Here is a 17,321-nt window from a genome sequence, read left to right as displayed (position 1 = left end):
CGCCCCCTTGTTGTTTGTCCCCTTTGAAACAACATGTCCTTTGACTGGACGCGGTCAATGTGGGAGCTGGCTTGCCTGCGATGGCAGCGCTGCGGTATCACTGCGATACCGAGGTGCCCTTATCGCAGGCAAGCCAGCTCCCACAAGGGTTCGCTCCAGGGAAAGGGTGTTGTCGAACATGATTGCAGCCCCACCAGATCAGAGTGAGATTGGATGTGAGCAAGAGAGCCTATAACTTCTGTGCCGGTCCCGCGGCGCTTCCTGAAGCAGTCCTGCAGCGTGCGCAGGGTGAACTCCTCGACTGGCATGGCAAAGGCCTCTCTGTGATGGAAATGAGCCATCGCAGCGATGAATTCGTGTCCATTGCCAACAAGGCCGAGCAGGATCTGCGCGACTTGCTGGACATCCCATCAGACTACAAAGTGCTGTTCCTGCAAGGCGGCGCCAGCCAGCAATTCGCGCAGATTCCACTGAACCTGCTGCCGGAAGACGGCACGGCTGACTATATCGACACCGGTATCTGGGGCCAGAAGGCCATTGAAGAGGCCTCGCGCTACGGCAACGTCAACGTCGCCGGTACCGCCAAGCCCTACGACTACTTCGCGATTCCCGGTCAGAACGAGTGGAAACTCTCGAAGGATGCGGCCTACGTCCATTACGTGCAGAACGAGACCATCGGCGGCCTGGAATTCGACTGGGTGCCGGAAGTCGGTGACGTGCCATTGGTGTGTGATATGTCCTCGGACATCCTCTCGCGCCCGATCGATGTGTCCAAGTACGGCATGATCTACGCCGGCGCGCAGAAGAACATCGGCCCGAGCGGCATCCTCGTCAACATCATCCGCGAAGACCTGCTGGGTCGCGCCCGCTCGCTGTGCCCGACCATGCTCAACTACAAGGTCGCGGCCGATAACGGCTCGATGTACAACACCCCGCCGGCGTTCGCCTGGTACCTGTCCGGCCTGGTGTTCGAGTGGCTGAAAGAGCAGGGCGGTGTCGCCGCCATGGGCAAGCTCAACGAAGAGAAGAAGCGCACCCTGTACGACTTCATCGACGCCAGCGGCCTGTACAGCAACCCGATCAACCTGACCGATCGCTCGTGGATGAACGTGCCATTCCGCCTGGCTGACGACCGCCTGGACAAGCCATTCCTCGCCGGCGCCGACGAACGCGGCCTGCTGAACCTCAAGGGCCACCGTTCGGTCGGTGGCATGCGCGCCTCCATCTACAACGCTGTCGACATCCATGCGATCAATGCGCTGGTTGCCTACATGGCAGAGTTCGAAAAGGAACACGGCTAATGTCTGAGCAAGAACTCAAGGCCCTGCGTGTACGCATTGACAGCCTGGACGAGAAGGTCCTGGAGCTGATCAGTGAGCGCGCACGATGCGCCCAGGAAGTGGCGCGGGTGAAGATGGCGTCCCTGGCGGAAGGCGAAGTGCCGGTGTTCTACCGGCCTGAGCGTGAAGCCCAGGTGCTCAAACGCGTGATGGAACGCAACAAGGGCCCGCTGGGCAACGAAGAGATGGCGCGGTTGTTCCGTGAAATCATGTCCTCGTGCCTGGCCCTGGAGCAGCCGCTGAAAGTGGCCTACCTCGGCCCGGAAGGCACCTTCACCCAGGCGGCGGCCATGAAGCACTTCGGTCACGCGGTGATCAGCAAGCCCATGGCGGCGATCGACGAAGTGTTCCGTGAAGTGGCAGCCGGTGCGGTGAATTTTGGCGTGGTCCCGGTGGAAAACTCCACAGAGGGCGCGGTCAACCACACCCTGGACAGCTTCCTTGAGCACGACATGGTGATCTGCGGCGAAGTCGAGCTGCGTATCCACCACCACTTGCTGGTGGGCGAGAACACCAAGACCGACAGCATCAGCCGCATCTACTCCCACGCCCAGTCCCTGGCCCAGTGCCGCAAGTGGCTGGATGCGCACTACCCGAATGTCGAGCGTGTGGCGGTGTCCAGCAACGCCGAAGCGGCCAAGCGGGTCAAGGGTGAGTGGAACTCGGCGGCCATCGCCGGTGATATGGCGACGGGCCTGTACGGCCTGACGCGCTTGGCTGAAAAGATCGAGGATCGTCCGGATAATTCCACGCGCTTCCTGATGATCGGCAGCCAGGAAGTGCCGCCGACCGGCGACGACAAGACCTCGATCATCGTCTCCATGAGCAACAAGCCCGGCGCGCTGCATGAGCTGCTGGTACCGTTCCATGACAACGGGATTGACCTGACGCGCATCGAGACTCGTCCTTCGCGCAGCGGTAAATGGACCTACGTGTTCTTTATCGACTTCATCGGCCATCACCGCGACCCGCTGGTCAAGGGTGTGCTGGAGAAAATCAGTCAGGAAGCGGTGGCACTCAAGGTGCTGGGCTCCTACCCGAAAGCGGTTTTGTGAGGCGTTAACATGAGTGGCAACTTCCTCGCCCTGGCACAGCCGGGCGTGCAACAACTGTCGCCTTACGTTCCGGGCAAGCCTGTGGACGAGTTGGCGCGCGAGTTGAACCTGGACCCGGCGAAGATCGTCAAGCTGGCCAGTAACGAGAACCCGTTGGGCCCAAGTCCCAAGGTGTTGGCGGCGATTCGTGAAGAGCTGGCCGAGCTGACGCGTTATCCCGATGGCAACGGCTTTGCCCTGAAGTCGCTGCTGGCTGAAAAGTGCCGGGTCGAGCTGAATCAGGTGACGTTGGGCAACGGTTCCAACGACATTCTCGAGCTGGTCGGGCGTGCTTACCTGGCGCCGGGCCTCAACGCGGTGTTCAGCGAACACGCATTTGCCGTCTACCCGATCGTCACCCAGGCGGTGGGTGCCGATGCGCGGGTGATTCCGGCGAAGGACTGGGGCCACGATCTGCCGGCCATGCTGGCGGCCATCGATGCGCAGACCCGCGTGGTGTTTATCGCCAACCCGAACAACCCGACCGGGACCTGGTTCGATGCGCAGGCGTTGAACGATTTCCTACAGGATGTGCCCGAGCACGTGCTGGTGGTTTTGGACGAAGCCTACATCGAGTACGCCGAAGGCAGCGACCTGCCGGATGGTTTGGACTTCCTGGCGGCCTACCCGAACCTGCTGGTATCGCGCACGTTCTCCAAGGCTTATGGCTTGGCGTCGTTGCGGGTTGGCTACGGTTTGTCCACGGCAGTGGTTGCGGATGTGCTGAACCGCGTACGCCAGCCGTTCAACGTCAACAGCCTCGCCCTGGCGGCGGCCTGTGCGGCGGTGAAGGATGCCGAGTACCTGGAAGAAGGACGCCGTATCAACGAAAGCGGCATGTTGCAACTGCAGGCAGGTTTCCGTGAGTTGGGCCTGGGCTGGATTCCGTCCAAGGGCAACTTCATCTGCGTCGATCTTGGCCAGGTGGCTGCCCCGGTGTTCCAGGGCCTGCTGGCTGAAGGGGTGATCGTGCGTCCGGTGGCCAACTACGGCATGCCGAACCACCTGCGTATCACCATTGGTTTGCCGGCCGAGAACGCCCGCTTCCTCGAGGCGCTGGCCAAGGTTCTGGCTCGTGGTTGATGTCACTGCAATGCAACCTGCTGTGCCTGTGATCGGTCGCCTGGTGGTGGTCGGTCTGGGGTTGATCGGCGGCTCCTTCGCCAAAGGCCTGCGTGAAAGCGGGTTGTGTGGCGAAGTGGTCGGTGTGGACCTGGACCCGCAGTCGCGCAAGTTGGCGGTTGAGCTCGGGGTAGTCGATCGCTGTGAGGCAGACCTGGCGCTTGCCTGCCAGGGCGCGGATGTGATCCAGCTGGCGGTGCCGATCCTGGCCATGGAGAAATTGCTGGCGCTGTTGGCCGGCATGGACCTGGGCCAGGCGATCCTGACGGACGTCGGCAGTGCCAAGGGCAATGTGGTGCGCGCGGCGCAACTGGCCTTTGGCGGCATGCCGGCGCGCTTTGTACCCGGCCATCCGATTGCCGGCTCCGAGCAGAGCGGGGTGGAGGCGTCCAATGCGCAGCTGTTCCGCCGGCACAAGGTGATCCTCACGCCGCTGGCGCAAACCGATCCGGCGGCGCTGGCGGTAGTGGATCGTCTGTGGCGCGAGCTGGGGGCGGACGTCGAGCATATGCAGGTCGAGCGCCACGACGAAGTGCTGGCGGCGACCAGCCATTTGCCCCATCTGTTGGCATTTGGCTTGGTGGACTCCCTGGCCAAGCGCAACGAGAACCTCGAGATTTTCCGTTACGCCGCCGGCGGCTTCCGTGATTTCACGCGGATTGCCGGCAGTGATCCGGTGATGTGGCACGACATTTTCCTCGCCAACCGCGAAGCGGTGTTGCGTACCCTGGATACGTTCCGCAGTGACCTTGACGCCTTGCGCGATGCGGTCGATGCAGGTGATGGGCATCAGTTGCTGGGCGTGTTCACCCGGGCGCGGGTAGCGCGGGAGCATTTCAGCAAGATCCTGGCGCGCCGGGCCTACATGGAAACCGCGTCGGATGCCGATGAACTGACGTTCCTGGCTAGCCCGGGCGGCTGTTTGAGCGGGCGTATTCGTGTGCCGGGCGACAAGTCGATCTCCCATCGCTCGATCATGCTGGGGTCGTTGGCCGAGGGTGTGACGGAAGTCGAAGGTTTCCTCGAGGGCGAAGATGCCTTGGCGACCTTGCAGGCGTTTCGCGACATGGGCGTGGTAATTGAAGGGCCGCACCATGGGCGCGTGACCATCCACGGGGTGGGATTGCATGGCCTGAAAGCGCCGCCGGGGCCGATTTACCTGGGGAACTCCGGGACGTCCATGCGGCTGTTGTCCGGGCTGCTGGCGGCGCAAAGCTTCGACAGTGTGCTGACGGGCGACGCCTCTCTGTCCAAGCGTCCCATGAGTCGCGTGGCCAAGCCGCTGCGGGAAATGGGGGCGGTGATCGAGACCGGCCCTGAAGGGCGGCCGCCGCTGACTATTCGTGGCGGCCAGGCGCTGAAAGGGCTGACGTATGCGTTGCCGATGGCCAGCGCGCAGGTCAAGTCCTGCCTGTTGTTGGCCGGGCTGTACGCCGCCGGCAAGACTTCGGTCACCGAGCCGGCGCCGACCCGTGACCATACCGAGCGGATGTTGCGCGGCTTTGGTTACCCGGTAACGGTTGCCGGGGCGACTGCCTCGGTCGAGTCCGGGCATGCACTGACAGCAACCCGCATTGAGGTGCCGGGGGATATTTCCTCTTCGGCGTTTTTCCTGGTGGCTGCTTCGATTGCCGAAGGTTCCGACGTGTTGCTGGAGCATGTTGGCATCAATCCGACGCGTACCGGGGTGATCGACATCCTGCGCCTGATGGGGGCGGATATCACCTTGGAAAACCCGCGTGAAGTGGGCGGGGAACCTGTCGCTGATCTGCGTGTGCGCGCGGCAGCGCTGAGGGGTATCGAGATTCCCGAAGCGCTGGTGCCATTGGCGATCGATGAGTTCCCGGTGCTGTTTGTTGCGGCGGCTTGCGCGGCAGGGCGAACCGTTTTGCGCGGTGCCGAAGAGCTGCGCGTCAAAGAGTCTGACCGCATTCAGGTCATGGCCGATGGTCTGCTGGCGCTGGGGGTCAAGTGCGAACCGACCCCTGATGGGATTATTATCGACGGTGGTCCGATGGGGGGTGGTGAAGTCCATGCTCACGGTGATCATCGGATTGCCATGGCATTCAGTGTTGCTTCCCTGCGGGCGACAGCGCCGATTCGTATCCGTGACTGCTCCAATGTTTCTACATCTTTTCCGAACTTTCTTACACTGTGTGCCCAAGTCGGCATCCGTGTAGCCCAAGAGGCTCAATTGTGAATATTAAAGCACCGGTGATTACCATCGACGGGCCAAGCGGCTCGGGCAAAGGCACGATCGCCGGCATTCTGGCCAAGCGCCTGGGTTGGTGTCTGCTGGATTCCGGCGCGCTGTACCGCCTGCTGGCCTTTGCTGCGCGCAACCATGGCGTCGACCTGACCAACGAAGAATCCTTGAAGCTGTTGGCGGCGCATCTTGATGTGCAGTTCGTCGGGGCGACGGAAGGTCATCCGCAACGCATCATCCTGGAAGGGGATGATGTGACCGATGACCTGCGTAATGAGCAAGTCGGTTCCTGGGCTTCCCAGATAGCCGCACTACCGGCCGTGCGTGACGCATTGCTGCTGCGCCAGCGGGCTTTTCAAGAGCCCCCGGGCCTGGTGGCTGACGGGCGCGATATGGGAACCGTGGTGTTTCCCGAGGCGCCGCTGAAGGTTTTTCTGACGGCCAGCGCCGAGGAGCGGGCTCGCCGCCGCTACTTGCAGTTGAAGGGCAAAGTCGATGGTGTTAGTCTGTCGAGTCTGCTAGATGAGATCCGTGCACGTGATGAGCGTGATACCCAGCGCGCAGTAGCCCCGCTCAAGCCGGCGGCTGATGCGATACAGCTGGATTCCACGGAGTTGTCCATCGAGCAGGTGCTGGAACGCATCTTGAGCGAAATCGCCATTCGCGATATCGCCGGGTGATCAAGAAGGCCGCAGGGGACCAGTCATAGTCCTGCGGTGGCTTCTTTTAACTGAAACTGACCCACACCGTCTGGGGTGTGGAGATGGGCGTATTCTTCGCCCTTATCAACAGGAATTAAAATGAGCGAAAGCTTTGCGGAACTCTTTGAAGAAAGCCTAAAAACCCTGAACCTTCAGGCAGGCTCCATCATCACCGGTGTTATCGTTGATATCGATTACCAAGCTCGCTGGGTAACCGTTCACGCTGGTCTGAAGTCTGAAGCTCTGATCCCGCTGGAACAGTTCTACAACGATGCTGGTGACCTGACTATCAATGTCGGTGACGAAGTTCACGTTGCTCTGGACTCGGTTGAAGACGGTTTCGGTGAAACCAAGCTGTCCCGTGAAAAAGCCAAGCGCGCTGAATGCTGGATTGTTCTCGAAGCAGCCTTCGCAGCTGAAGAAGTGGTCAAGGGCGTTATCAACGGTAAGGTTAAAGGCGGCTTCACTGTCGACGTTAACGGCATCCGTGCGTTCCTGCCAGGTTCTTTGGTCGACGTTCGTCCAGTGCGCGACACCACGCACCTGGAAGGCAAGGAACTCGAATTCAAGGTCATCAAGCTCGACCAGAAGCGCAACAACGTTGTCGTTTCCCGTCGCAGCGTCCTGGAAGCAGAGAACTCCGCCGAGCGTGAAGCTCTGCTGGAATCCCTGCAGGAAGGCCAACAAGTCAAAGGTATCGTCAAGAACCTCACCGATTACGGCGCATTCGTCGATCTGGGTGGCGTCGATGGTCTGCTGCACATTACCGACATGGCTTGGAAGCGTATCAAGCATCCATCTGAAATCGTCAACGTTGGCGACGAGATCGATGTCAAGGTTCTGAAATACGATCGCGAGCGCAACCGTGTTTCCCTGGGCCTGAAGCAACTGGGTGAAGATCCATGGGTTGCTATCAAAGCCCGTTACCCAGAAAGCACTCGCGTAACCGCGCGTGTTACCAACCTGACCGACTACGGCTGCTTCGCTGAGCTGGAAGAAGGCGTGGAAGGCCTGGTACACGTTTCCGAAATGGACTGGACCAACAAAAACATCCACCCTTCGAAAGTCGTACAAGTCGGCGACGAAGTGGAAGTTATGGTTCTGGACATCGACGAAGAGCGTCGTCGTATCTCCCTGGGCATCAAGCAGTGCAAATCTAACCCATGGGAAGATTTCTCTGGCCAGTTCAACAAGGGCGATAAAATCTCCGGCACCATCAAGTCGATCACCGATTTCGGTATCTTCATTGGTCTGGACGGCGGCATCGACGGCCTGGTTCACCTGTCCGACATCTCCTGGAACGAAGTTGGCGAAGAAGCTGTTCGTCGTTTCAAGAAGGGCGACGAGCTGGACACCGTTATCCTGTCGGTTGACCCAGAGCGCGAGCGCATCTCCCTGGGTATCAAGCAGCTGGAAAGCGACCCGTTCTCTGAATACGTTCAGGACAACGACAAAGGCGCAATCGTTAAGGGCATCGTGAAAGAAGTTGACGCTAAAGGCGCCATCATCACTCTGGCCGACGATATCGAAGCGACTCTGAAAGCCTCCGAAATCAGCCGTGACCGCGTTGAAGACGCGCGCAACGTTCTGAAAGAAGGCCAGGAAGTAGAAGCCAAGATCATCAGCGTTGATCGCAAGAGCCGCGTGATCCAACTCTCCATCAAGTCGAAAGACGAAGTGGAAGAGAAAGAAGCTATGCAGAGCCTGAAATCGGCTCCAGAAGCTGCCGCAACTGGCGAGACCACTATGGCCTCCCTGCTGCGCGAAGCAATGGCTAAGCAGAACTAAGTTCTGTAACGCTGTAGAAAAAGGGCGACTTTGGTCGCCCTTTTTTGTGCCTGAAATTCGTTGAATCAACAACCAAGAACCAAGCGGTATGAGCGGCTGTCAGAACTGACTATAGTCGTTTGAAAAGCTGCTTTCGTGTTGTTTATTCAGTAAGGGTCGGAATGAACAGGTTTATCGTAGTGTTCGCAGTGGCAATGCTTGCAGGCTGCTCTGCCACCAGTGCCAAGACCCATGCTCGGCACGGTGTAAGCGGCATAGAGATCGATTGCTCTGGCCTGGGCTCTGGTTGGGACAGGTGTGAGAGTCGCGCGGCTCGTGAGTGCAAGATGCAGGGCTACAAGGTGGTCACCAGATCCAGCGATGCAAAGGACGATGAGGGTGACTATCTATTTGGCTGGAACCCGGCAGGCGCGGTCACTCGGACGATGTTGGTGATCTGTAATTGAGCATGCAAGGCGTGTTTTGTCGGCCTTGCGCTGACCTGTCGATAAGTTGGGGTATGGGCTGTTCAAATTCATCAAGTCATGCTAAAACCTTCGAAGCGCTTTTCCTAGCTGCTTGAAAAAGAAGGGAAAAATATGACGAAGTCGGAGTTGATCGAACGAATTGTCACCCATCAAGGGCTGCTTTCATCCAAGGATGTAGAGCTGGCCATCAAGACCATGCTTGAACAAATGTCCCAATGTCTGGCTACCGGCGATCGGATTGAGATCCGTGGATTTGGGAGCTTCTCGTTGCACTATCGTGCGCCCCGGGTTGGGCGTAATCCTAAGACCGGACAATCGGTCAGCCTCGACGGTAAGTTCGTTCCTCACTTCAAGCCGGGCAAGGAGTTGCGAGACCGGGTGAACGAAGAAGAGGAAGAGGGTGTCTGAGAATCTTTGAGGAAAGCTACCATGGGTAGAGTTGGGCGTATTTTCTTGGGAATGATCCTGGTGGTCTTCACCTTGGCGGTCATCGCGTTTGTGCTGGAAAACCAGCAAGGTGTGGCTTTGTCGTTCCTGGGGTGGACAAGCGCCGAATTCCCTGTGGCTGTGTTTGTTGGGCTTGCCTTGATCGTTGGTGCGTTGATCGGCCCTTTTTTGGGTTTGTTAGTAAGGCTGGCAGGGCGGCGTCGCGTGGAAGCGTCCAAGCGCTCGTGAGCTGGTATGTCTGATTAGCAGATGCGGCGCTTTACGGGTCTCATCGGCGCCTGAAACACCTTAACGAACAGCAGCGCGAGCGTTGATTGATCGTGAATTCAGTTAATCCGATGCCAGACGGTTTGGTGCTCCCGGTTGCCTGTCTGTCGTCAGCTAAAATCGGCGCTGCAGCGTAATCTTGAAGTCAGATAATTCCTACGGATGGCTCTGTTTTTTGTAGCGTATTCTTCGCTTCAATTTATAGAGGATTTTTGCATGATGCGGAATCTGAAGTTTGTAAGTAATATTTGTACTGTCCATTGTCTCTGAAGTGCTTCGAGTGTCGGCCTATTGAGTGAGGCCAATGAATGAAAGCGCGCCGAAATTTTTTATCAATCCTGCTCTTCAAGTCTCACGTGCTTTGAGATTGGTAATGGGTTTGATATCGCTTTGATATTATCGCATTAGAGGCGTGGCGGAACGTTCGGGGTGAGAGGTCTAGGGTTGGCCTGCAAGGTTTCATCAGGTCAGAGTAGGGAGGGGGGCTACGATCATTGTTTCCTGATTACTCGTTAGCAAATGCACGCCAGGATGAGCAAGCAGGAGATTTTGATGGAAGCAAATAGATGGAAGGCCATGCAATGCGCTATCAGTCCCGTATCGCAGTCGAATGAAGGGCGCGTGACACCTGTCAATGACCGACTGTTGAAGAGGGGGAGCGACAAGCGCCTTGGCAGATTGCGCAAGTGCTCGACGCCGAGTAGCTTCCGAGCGCCAACGCTAGTTAGAATTTGTGGCAGATAATGATGAAGTATTTGTGTTATTTGCTCGGTGCCTTAATGGTCTTTCCAATAAAGATGCTGGAAAGTGGCGGTGTAAACTACAAGTTAGATGAGTTTTTGCTTGTTTTTGTCGGTGTGGTTTTTTTGTGCACTCGTCATGCCAGGCCAGCGATGTTTGGTTACGCCTTCCTGGTTCTGCTCTATCTGTTTTACGGCGCGATGATGGTTTATATCAGTGGGCTTGTCGTTAATTATGAGGTGTTCTTTCGGTTACTCCAGATTCTGCTGATCATCATTGTCATGTCGATGATGTCTGATATTGAAAGAACGGCGATGCTTGACGGGATAGGTAATTGGGGGCCGGTGTTTGCGTTGTTGATGGTTAGCTACCTGGTTTTCAAGCTGGACTACTCTACAAGTGTGTTGCTGGGCAGTCAGCAGCATTATAAAGACTTCTTTAATAGTAAAGAGTCTTTTTTAAGTGTGCATATAAATACTGTGGGTACGGTGTTGCTGTTGTCGATTTATGTGAATATGTTGAAGTATCAAGTGACGGGTAGGTCGATATATTTGGTGCTGTGTATTTTCATGCTGCTTCCACCTTTTATGCTCTTGTCCAAAGGCGATTTGCTGGCAGTTTCGCTGGCGCTGGTTTTCCTGGGTTTTGCAAGGTTCAGCGTGTCATATTTGTTTTTTGTGTTTCTGGCGATAGGTGGGGTGATCGCGGCGGTTTTTGGGGACTTTTCCCGATTTGATCCCACGCGAGAAATTCTCTATAGCACTGCATTGAAGGCATTTGTTCAAAACCCATTCGGATACGGCATCGGTACGGAAAGCCAGGTTATTTTTGCTTTGTCTGGAATCGATTATCCGGCTCACAATTTTTTGCTGAGTGCTGCGTTGGAGACAGGAATATTCGGCGTACTGTTTTTTGTTTCCTTGGTTTTTTACAGCTGTTGGAAGAATAAAAGTCCTATTGCACGGGCTTTTTTGCTCGCGTTTGTTGTCGTGGGGTCTTTCGGTAATGTCATGTATTTTTACAAATACCACTTCGTGTTTTTTATGATGATAATTGCTTTTTTTGATAAGACGTATTGTCAGTCTGTCCAGCTGCGTAGTCAAAGATTGGCCGCGATCTAAATGAATTAAGGTGGGGTGAGTTAGAATGCCTAGGGCGAAAATTGGGATCGTGGTTGCTACGTATAATAGTGAACGGACGCTACGTGAGTGCCTGGACTCTATTAAGGGGCAGACATTCAAGGATGTTGATCTATATATTCAGGATGGTGGTAGTACAGACGGTACGCTGCAAATAATAGAAGAGTACGGAATGGCCAGGTTCTCCAGTGAGAAGGATTCTGGCGTTTACAATGCGTGGAATAAAGCATTGGCGCAGGTTGACGCTGACTGGATAACGTTCCTTGGGAGTGATGACTACTTTAGTTCGCCTTCTGCACTGGCTTCCATAATTGCACACTTGGACGCTGCGGGAGAGCGTGATGTCAAGATTGTTTACGGTAAAAATAATCTTGTTGATCAGTCTGGAGCCTTTATCGACGAGGTGGGCCTGCCTTGGGAGGCAGCACGTATTGGTTTGAAAAATAAAATGACGATACGCCACCCGGGTTGTTTCCATCATGCGTCGCTGTTTGAAGCGGGGAATGGATTCGACGAGAGCTATAAGGTGATAGGTGACTATCATTTTATCCTGCGTGCGCTCCGGGCGCGGGACGCCGGCTTTTATCCTTTTTCCGTGGTGTCTCATCGAGTGGGTGGGCTGAGCAACAAGCCTAGCTTGATGATGTCGATTATTCGAGAGAACTTCAGGCTTCGGAAAGAGTTGGCGCTATCTCCGGTGTATTTGGTTGATTCGATTTTTATCAAGCGATTGGTGCTTTTCTTACTGAGCGCTGTATTGGGTGATCGTGGTGTTATGAAGTTGCTGTCGGTTTATGGTGGGCTCGTGAAGAAATGAAAATCTGCTATGTGGTTCCAGCGATTGTCAATAAAGCTCCCATTTTAGTGGTTATGCAGCTGTGTGAGCAAATGGTTCGTAGAGGGCACGAGGTTACCGTGCTCTATTTTGATGAGTGTGTCGAAATCGAACTGCTGGAAGGGGTCAGGTTTGAGCGTGTTGGTTTCTACAAGTCATTTGATTTTTCCGCTTATGATGTTGTTCACTCTCACCTGTTGCGGGCTGATGCGTTCGTGTTTAGGAATAAATCATTTTTTACAAAGGTAAGCTATGTAAGTACCTTGCATAATTATGTCGAGCGGGAGTTGTATTTTCATTACAACAGGTTTGTTTCGTTTGTGTTCAGCTTTGTCTGGAATGTGTGTTGGTTGAGGCACGATCGGCTCGTCGTACTGAGCGATGATGCGGTAAAGTACTATTCGAGGTTTTCATATAATAAGAAACTAACAAGGGTCTATAACGGTAGAGATATTGTTGTGGATTATAGTTTGGTCGAGGATTGGTGTGCCGCTGAAATAAATAAATTGAAAGGGCGTGTCGACTATTTATTAGGGACCTACTGTGTGCTCACCGCCACAAAAGGCGTTGATCAATTGGTGAAATTGTTGACTATCAATGCTCGGCTGGGGTTGGTGGTCATTGGTGATGGCCCAGCGAAGCAGTCATTGCAGGAACTGAGTGTGTCGCTGGGTGTAGACAGTCGGTGTGTATTTCTGCCCTCGGTTCCTTATGCGCATCAGTGTAATGTTTTTTTTGATATGTTTGCCATGCCTTCTCGTTCAGAGGGGTTTGGATTGGCTCTGATTGAGGCGGCTCTGCACTCGAAAAAAATAGTGTGCTCCGATATTCCTATATTCAGGGAGCTTTTCAGTGAAGAGGCCGTTTGTTTTTTTGAGCTTGATGATGTCGCGAGCCTGGATGCAGCAGTGATGAGAGGCTTGTCTGACGAATCCAAAGGGCCAGCGGTGTTGAACGTTGCTCGCGAGAAGTATAGCTCTCTTGCGATGGCAACCAACTATCTTAAGGTCTATGAGGAGTTGATGCGTGACTAACTATAAGGTTTTGGTTACCGGCGGGTCGGGCTTCATAGGGACTAATTTGGTAGGTCGTCTGAAGGGGCTCGGGTTCGATGTTTTAAGCCTGGATGTGGCTGCACCGAGGAATCGCGATAACCTTGACGTCCACCGTTATTGTGATATTTGCGATGTGGATCTGTTGGCTGAGGCGTTTGAGTCGTTCAGGCCCGACTACGTTTTTCACCTTGCGGCGCGCACGGATCTTCGCGGCAAGAGTTTGGACGACTATCGGGAAAATATTGCTGGCGTGGACAATTTGTGCGCAGTTCTTTCCTCGGCCGACTACGTTAAACATGCTGTTTTCGCTTCCAGTATGTTGGTTTGTAGGGCTGGCCACATACCCGCTACGATAGAGGATGTTTCTCCTACTACTGTCTATGGCAAAAGCAAGGTGGAGGGGGAGCGTATCGTCCGGCAGTGGATGGCGCGGATGCCAAAGTGCTCTATTGTGCGCCCCACGTCTATTTGGGGGGCCTGGTTTGGAGAGCCCTATCGAAACTTTTTCGATATGGTGCTCGCCGGTCGTTATATTAGAATTGGTCGGGCGTCCAGCACGAAGACCTACGGCTATGTAGAAAACTGCGTCAATCAGATTATTTCGATTGCCCAGCGTCCTGATGACAGTGTTGAATATTTTTATATCGGTGATGCCGTCCCGTTGAATGTAGACGAGTGGAGTTTGAGTATTGCGTCGCATGCAGGTCGTCGGAAGCCGATAAAGGCGCCAATGTTTTTTTTCTATTGTTTGGCATGGGTGGGTGATCTCTGCAATTTTACGGGCTTGAGATTTCCGTTCAGTAGTTTTCGGCTGAAAAACATGACAACTCATAATGTGGTGGACTGCGCTCCGGCAGAAAAATCGAATGTCTACCCTGTGGTAGGTCTGCAGGAGGGGATTGAAAAAACACTGTCATGGCTCAAGGCATCATCGACAAAGGAATAACCCACACATTGGCGTCTCTGGAGCCGTAACTGGTGTTTCTTCGCAGAGTGTTCAAAAGCGTCAGCTGCTGGCTTTGCGTGGGTTGGCGGGCTTCAGGGTGTCTACGACAGATGGCATTTTGCCTGTAAAATCAATGGCCTGTGCCTGGTCAGAGACTTTTCAGTGTTCCAGCGTCATGCTAAGGTTCTCGCTGTTGCCAAGCTTTTTGTCCGGTGCGTGTCACTGCTGCGTGCTACCAGGGGCATCCAATGAGGGCGCTATTTTCATTCGCGTTGTCAGGCGCGGCTTTTCATAAAGTCCGGAAGTGGGTTGGTGTACGGGGTGCGCATATTTCCAAAGAGTCTGAATTGCGACGGAATATAATCGATGATGTTTTTAACGCTCGTTGAATTTTCCGAAAATACCCGTGTTACGAGGCAAAGGGCTGTGACGCATGAATAGCGCGCTTAAAAACGTAGCGGCGAACTTTTTGGGGCAGGGGTGGGCTGCCTTGATGGGGATCTGTTTCGTCCCCCTGTATCTCAAGTTTATTGGCGTTGAAGGTTACGGTTTAGTTGGTTTCTTTGTAATTCTTTCTGCCGCTATGACTATGCTTGACGGAGGCTTTGGGGCTGTTGCGACCAAAGAAGCCTCGGTTTACGACGCCGCGTCGCCAGCGGACAAGCTAAAGGTTGTTTTGCTGTTAAGAAGCGTCGAGTGGATATTTTGGTGTGTTGCGCTTACGGCGGGCACAATCGTTATATTTTTGGCTCCGGTGATTTCTTCTTACTGGCTTGATGTGACTCCCAGCAAGCTGGAGTCGGTTACTCTATCGTTAAGAGTAATGGGCGTGGCGCTGGTTCTTCAGTTTCCTATCGCATTTTATTACGGGGCCCTGACCGGGCTTCAAAAGCAAGTTGAGTTGAATGTTGCAACCTCTGTTTTTGCAACGCTGCGCTCGGTGGGCGCCGTGTTGGTGTTATGGCTTGTTTCGCCGACGGTTGAATGGTTTTTTATATGGCAGTGCGTGATCAATGTTCTGACTGTTTTTATTTTGCGTATTCAGTTGGTGCGGGAGTTAGGCGGCTGGAAGAAGTCCCCATCATTTTCGGTTGAAGCGCTTCGCCGCCTTCGTGGCTTTGCAATCGGTGTCGGCGTAACCAATGCGCTCACGTTTTTATTGATGCAGGCCGATAAAATCGTGTTGTCGAAGACGCTGTCATTGACGGATTTTGGTTATTACATGCTGGCTTGGACGTTGGGTACGATAGCGTTCAGGCTTATATCACCCGTGTTTAATGCCTATTACCCTAGAATTGTCGCAGCCGTAGCATCTGAAAATACCCAAGAGGCTTTCAGCTCTTATATCAGGGCCAGTCAGATATTGTCGATGTTGGTCATTCCGTTTTCCGTGTGGATTGCGTTGTATAGCCACCCGCTGCTTACATTCTGGACGAGAGATTCGAATATCGCCGCAGCGGCGAGTGGTCCTCTTGTGATACTGGTAATTGGTACCATGCTTCATTCCTTTATGCATATGCCTTATGCGTTGCAATTGGCCCATGGTTGGACCCGGTTTAGTGTTTGGCAAAATTTCATTGCCGCAATTCTCGTGGTGCCTGTGACCTATTACCTGGCAAGTACCTATGGCCTGACGGGGAGTGCCTGGCCCTGGCTGTTGCTGAATATAGGATTTGTTGTGTTGTGTCCGCCGATTGTATTTAGAAAACTGAATATCAAGCCCGCCAAGGTCTGGTATTTCGAGGCTATCGTTATTCCGCTGGCTATTTCAGTTTCTACGTTGTGGTTTTTCAAAGTGATCTATGATGTTCTAAGTGTGGGTAACCTCGTGGTGATGTTCTTGTCGCTAGGGGTGAGCTATTTTCTTGTGGCGCTCCGGTTGTTCGTTTTTCGTTTTGATCTCCGGAGGGTTCAGTGGAGAAATGCACTGTAATTTTCCAATGAGACCTCTGAGGCTGGCGCAGCTTTGGCACCATTTGTTCAAGTTGGCAGTGGCGTTGGGTGTGATGCGGTACAGGCTCGATTTTTTGATCGGTTGGGACTTAACCTTCTCTCGAGTAAAAAAATAATATGCGCGTTGCTTTCGATTACCAAATATTCGCCCTGCAAAATTACGGTGGCATTTCTCGTTATTTTTGCCGCATCGCCGAGCAGATGGCCCAGGCCGGTACCGATGTAGGTGTTTTCTCGCCTTTCTACCGCAATGTGTACTTGAATGAGTTGCCTGAGGGAATCGTTCATGGACGCTGGATAGAAAAGTATCCGCGCTATACCGCGAGGCTCATGCTTGGCTACAACCGTCTTCAAGGGCGAGTGGCGATGAATCGTTGGCGGCCTCAGGTGGTGCACGAAACCTATTACGCCCGTTCCGGTACGGCCCCCAAGGGGTGTCCAACCGTTCTGACGGTCTACGATATGATCCACGAGCTGTACCCTGAGAGCTTCTCTTCGGAGGACAAGACATCCCTGCTCAAGCGCCGCGCAGTAGAGCGTGCAGACCACGTTATTTGCATTTCGGAGAGCACGCGGCAAGACCTCATGAGGCTGTTCGACGTCCCCGAAAGCAAGTTGTCGGTTGTTCATTTGGGTTTTGAACAATTCAAGCCGGTCACCCTAAAAAAACCGAGCCAGTTGCCCAGACCCTATCTGTTGTATGTAGGGGCACGCTTTGCCTACAAGAACTTCGCCGGGCTGCTTCGTGCCGTGGCGAACTCAACACGGTTAAAGTCAGACTTTGACATTGTCGCGTTTGGCGGCGGCGGGTTCTCCGAAAACGAACAGGAGTTGGTACAACGTCTTGGTTTTGCTCCCGGGCAGGTGCGGCAGATGGGGGGCGACGATGCTTTGCTGGGTGAGCTCTACGAGGGCGCCAAAGCCTTTGTCTATCCCTCTATCTATGAGGGCTTCGGACTTCCTCCACTGGAGGCGATGGCGCATTCCTGCCCTGTAATCAGTAGTGGCACCAGTTCAATGCCTGAAATCATCGGCACCGCAGGTGTTTTTTTCGATCCCGTTAATGATGATGAAATGGCTGGAGCGATAGAAAGAGTGGTTTACTCTGACAGCGAAATTGCGAGATTGGTCGGGCTCGGGCATGAGCGCTTAAACCAATTCTCCTGGCAGCGCTGTAGCCAAGAAACACTATCGATCTACAATTCATTGCAAAGGTAATA

Annotated in this window: 15 protein-coding genes; all 15 read left to right on the top strand. The window is 54.2% G+C overall.

All coding sequences use genetic code 11. The annotated features are described in order from the left end of the window. The first annotated feature begins 215 nt into the window (after positions 1-215). The 15 genes from serC to B348_RS0101845 all read left to right on the top strand — a co-directional run bounded on the left by serC (position 216) and on the right by B348_RS0101845 (position 17,319). Positions 216-1,301, top strand: coding sequence for a 3-phosphoserine/phosphohydroxythreonine transaminase (gene serC / locus B348_RS0101915; RefSeq protein ID WP_026136487.1), 1,086 nt, complete (start codon positions 216-218; stop codon positions 1,299-1,301). After that, positions 1,301-2,395, top strand: a complete 1,095-nt coding sequence (gene pheA, locus B348_RS0101910) for a prephenate dehydratase (RefSeq protein ID WP_017734474.1) — start codon at positions 1,301-1,303, stop codon at positions 2,393-2,395. Before serC ends, pheA begins: the two co-directional genes overlap by 1 nt. A gap of 9 nt (positions 2,396-2,404) precedes the next feature. Beyond that, positions 2,405-3,517 (top strand): histidinol-phosphate transaminase, encoded by a 1,113-nt coding sequence (gene hisC / locus B348_RS0101905; protein WP_017734473.1) that lies wholly within the window; start codon positions 2,405-2,407, stop codon positions 3,515-3,517. Positions 3,518-3,545: 28 nt separating this feature from the next. Continuing rightward, positions 3,546-5,756, top strand: coding sequence for a bifunctional prephenate dehydrogenase/3-phosphoshikimate 1-carboxyvinyltransferase (locus B348_RS0101900; RefSeq protein ID WP_026136486.1), 2,211 nt, complete (start codon positions 3,546-3,548; stop codon positions 5,754-5,756). Beyond that, on the top strand, positions 5,753-6,442 hold the full coding sequence (cmk, locus tag B348_RS0101895) for a (d)CMP kinase (RefSeq protein WP_017734471.1): 690 nt from the start codon (positions 5,753-5,755) through the stop codon (positions 6,440-6,442). The genes B348_RS0101900 and cmk overlap by 4 nt, the downstream gene beginning before the upstream one ends. A 120-nt stretch (positions 6,443-6,562) precedes the next feature. Then, entirely contained in the window at positions 6,563-8,251 is a 1,689-nt protein-coding gene (gene rpsA, locus B348_RS0101890; protein ID WP_017734470.1) for a 30S ribosomal protein S1, read from the top strand. 161 nt (positions 8,252-8,412) lie between these two features. Then, on the top strand, positions 8,413-8,697 hold the full coding sequence (locus tag B348_RS1000000131880; RefSeq protein WP_026136485.1) for a hypothetical protein: 285 nt from the start codon (positions 8,413-8,415) through the stop codon (positions 8,695-8,697). 132 nt (positions 8,698-8,829) lie between these two features. Further along, entirely contained in the window at positions 8,830-9,126 is a 297-nt protein-coding gene (ihfB, locus tag B348_RS0101880; RefSeq protein WP_003189779.1) for an integration host factor subunit beta, read from the top strand. A 21-nt stretch (positions 9,127-9,147) separates the two neighbouring features. Then, positions 9,148-9,393, top strand: a complete 246-nt coding sequence (locus tag B348_RS0101875; protein ID WP_017734468.1) for a lipopolysaccharide assembly protein LapA domain-containing protein — start codon at positions 9,148-9,150, stop codon at positions 9,391-9,393. 782 nt (positions 9,394-10,175) lie between these two features. Beyond that, positions 10,176-11,294 (top strand): O-antigen ligase, encoded by a 1,119-nt coding sequence (locus B348_RS0101870; RefSeq protein ID WP_017734467.1) that lies wholly within the window; start codon positions 10,176-10,178, stop codon positions 11,292-11,294. 25 nt (positions 11,295-11,319) lie between these two features. Next, positions 11,320-12,129, top strand: a complete 810-nt coding sequence (locus B348_RS1000000130440; RefSeq protein WP_017734466.1) for a glycosyltransferase family 2 protein — start codon at positions 11,320-11,322, stop codon at positions 12,127-12,129. Next, positions 12,126-13,181 carry a glycosyltransferase family 4 protein gene (locus B348_RS0101860; RefSeq protein WP_017734465.1) on the top strand — a complete coding sequence of 352 codons (1,056 nt, stop codon included), beginning with the start codon at positions 12,126-12,128 and terminating at the stop codon, positions 13,179-13,181. The genes B348_RS1000000130440 and B348_RS0101860 overlap by 4 nt, the downstream gene beginning before the upstream one ends. Continuing rightward, a complete protein-coding gene (locus tag B348_RS0101855) occupies positions 13,174-14,148 on the top strand; it encodes an NAD(P)-dependent oxidoreductase (protein WP_017734464.1) in 975 nt (324 codons plus the stop codon). Before B348_RS0101860 ends, B348_RS0101855 begins: the two co-directional genes overlap by 8 nt. Positions 14,149-14,581: 433 nt before the next feature. Further along, positions 14,582-16,081 (top strand): oligosaccharide flippase family protein, encoded by a 1,500-nt coding sequence (locus tag B348_RS0101850; protein ID WP_017734463.1) that lies wholly within the window; start codon positions 14,582-14,584, stop codon positions 16,079-16,081. A gap of 137 nt (positions 16,082-16,218) precedes the next feature. Then, the gene (locus tag B348_RS0101845; protein WP_017734462.1) at positions 16,219-17,319 is read left to right on the top strand and encodes a glycosyltransferase family 1 protein; all 1,101 of its coding nucleotides are present in this window, start codon (positions 16,219-16,221) and stop codon (positions 17,317-17,319) included. Positions 17,320-17,321 lie beyond the last annotated feature (2 nt).

It is taken from the genome of Pseudomonas sp. CBZ-4, from assembly GCF_000346755.1.
GTDB lineage: Bacteria > Pseudomonadota > Gammaproteobacteria > Pseudomonadales > Pseudomonadaceae > Aquipseudomonas.
The sequence above is the reverse complement of the archived record's forward strand: the minus strand, read 5'-3'. Positions and strand labels throughout refer to the sequence as shown.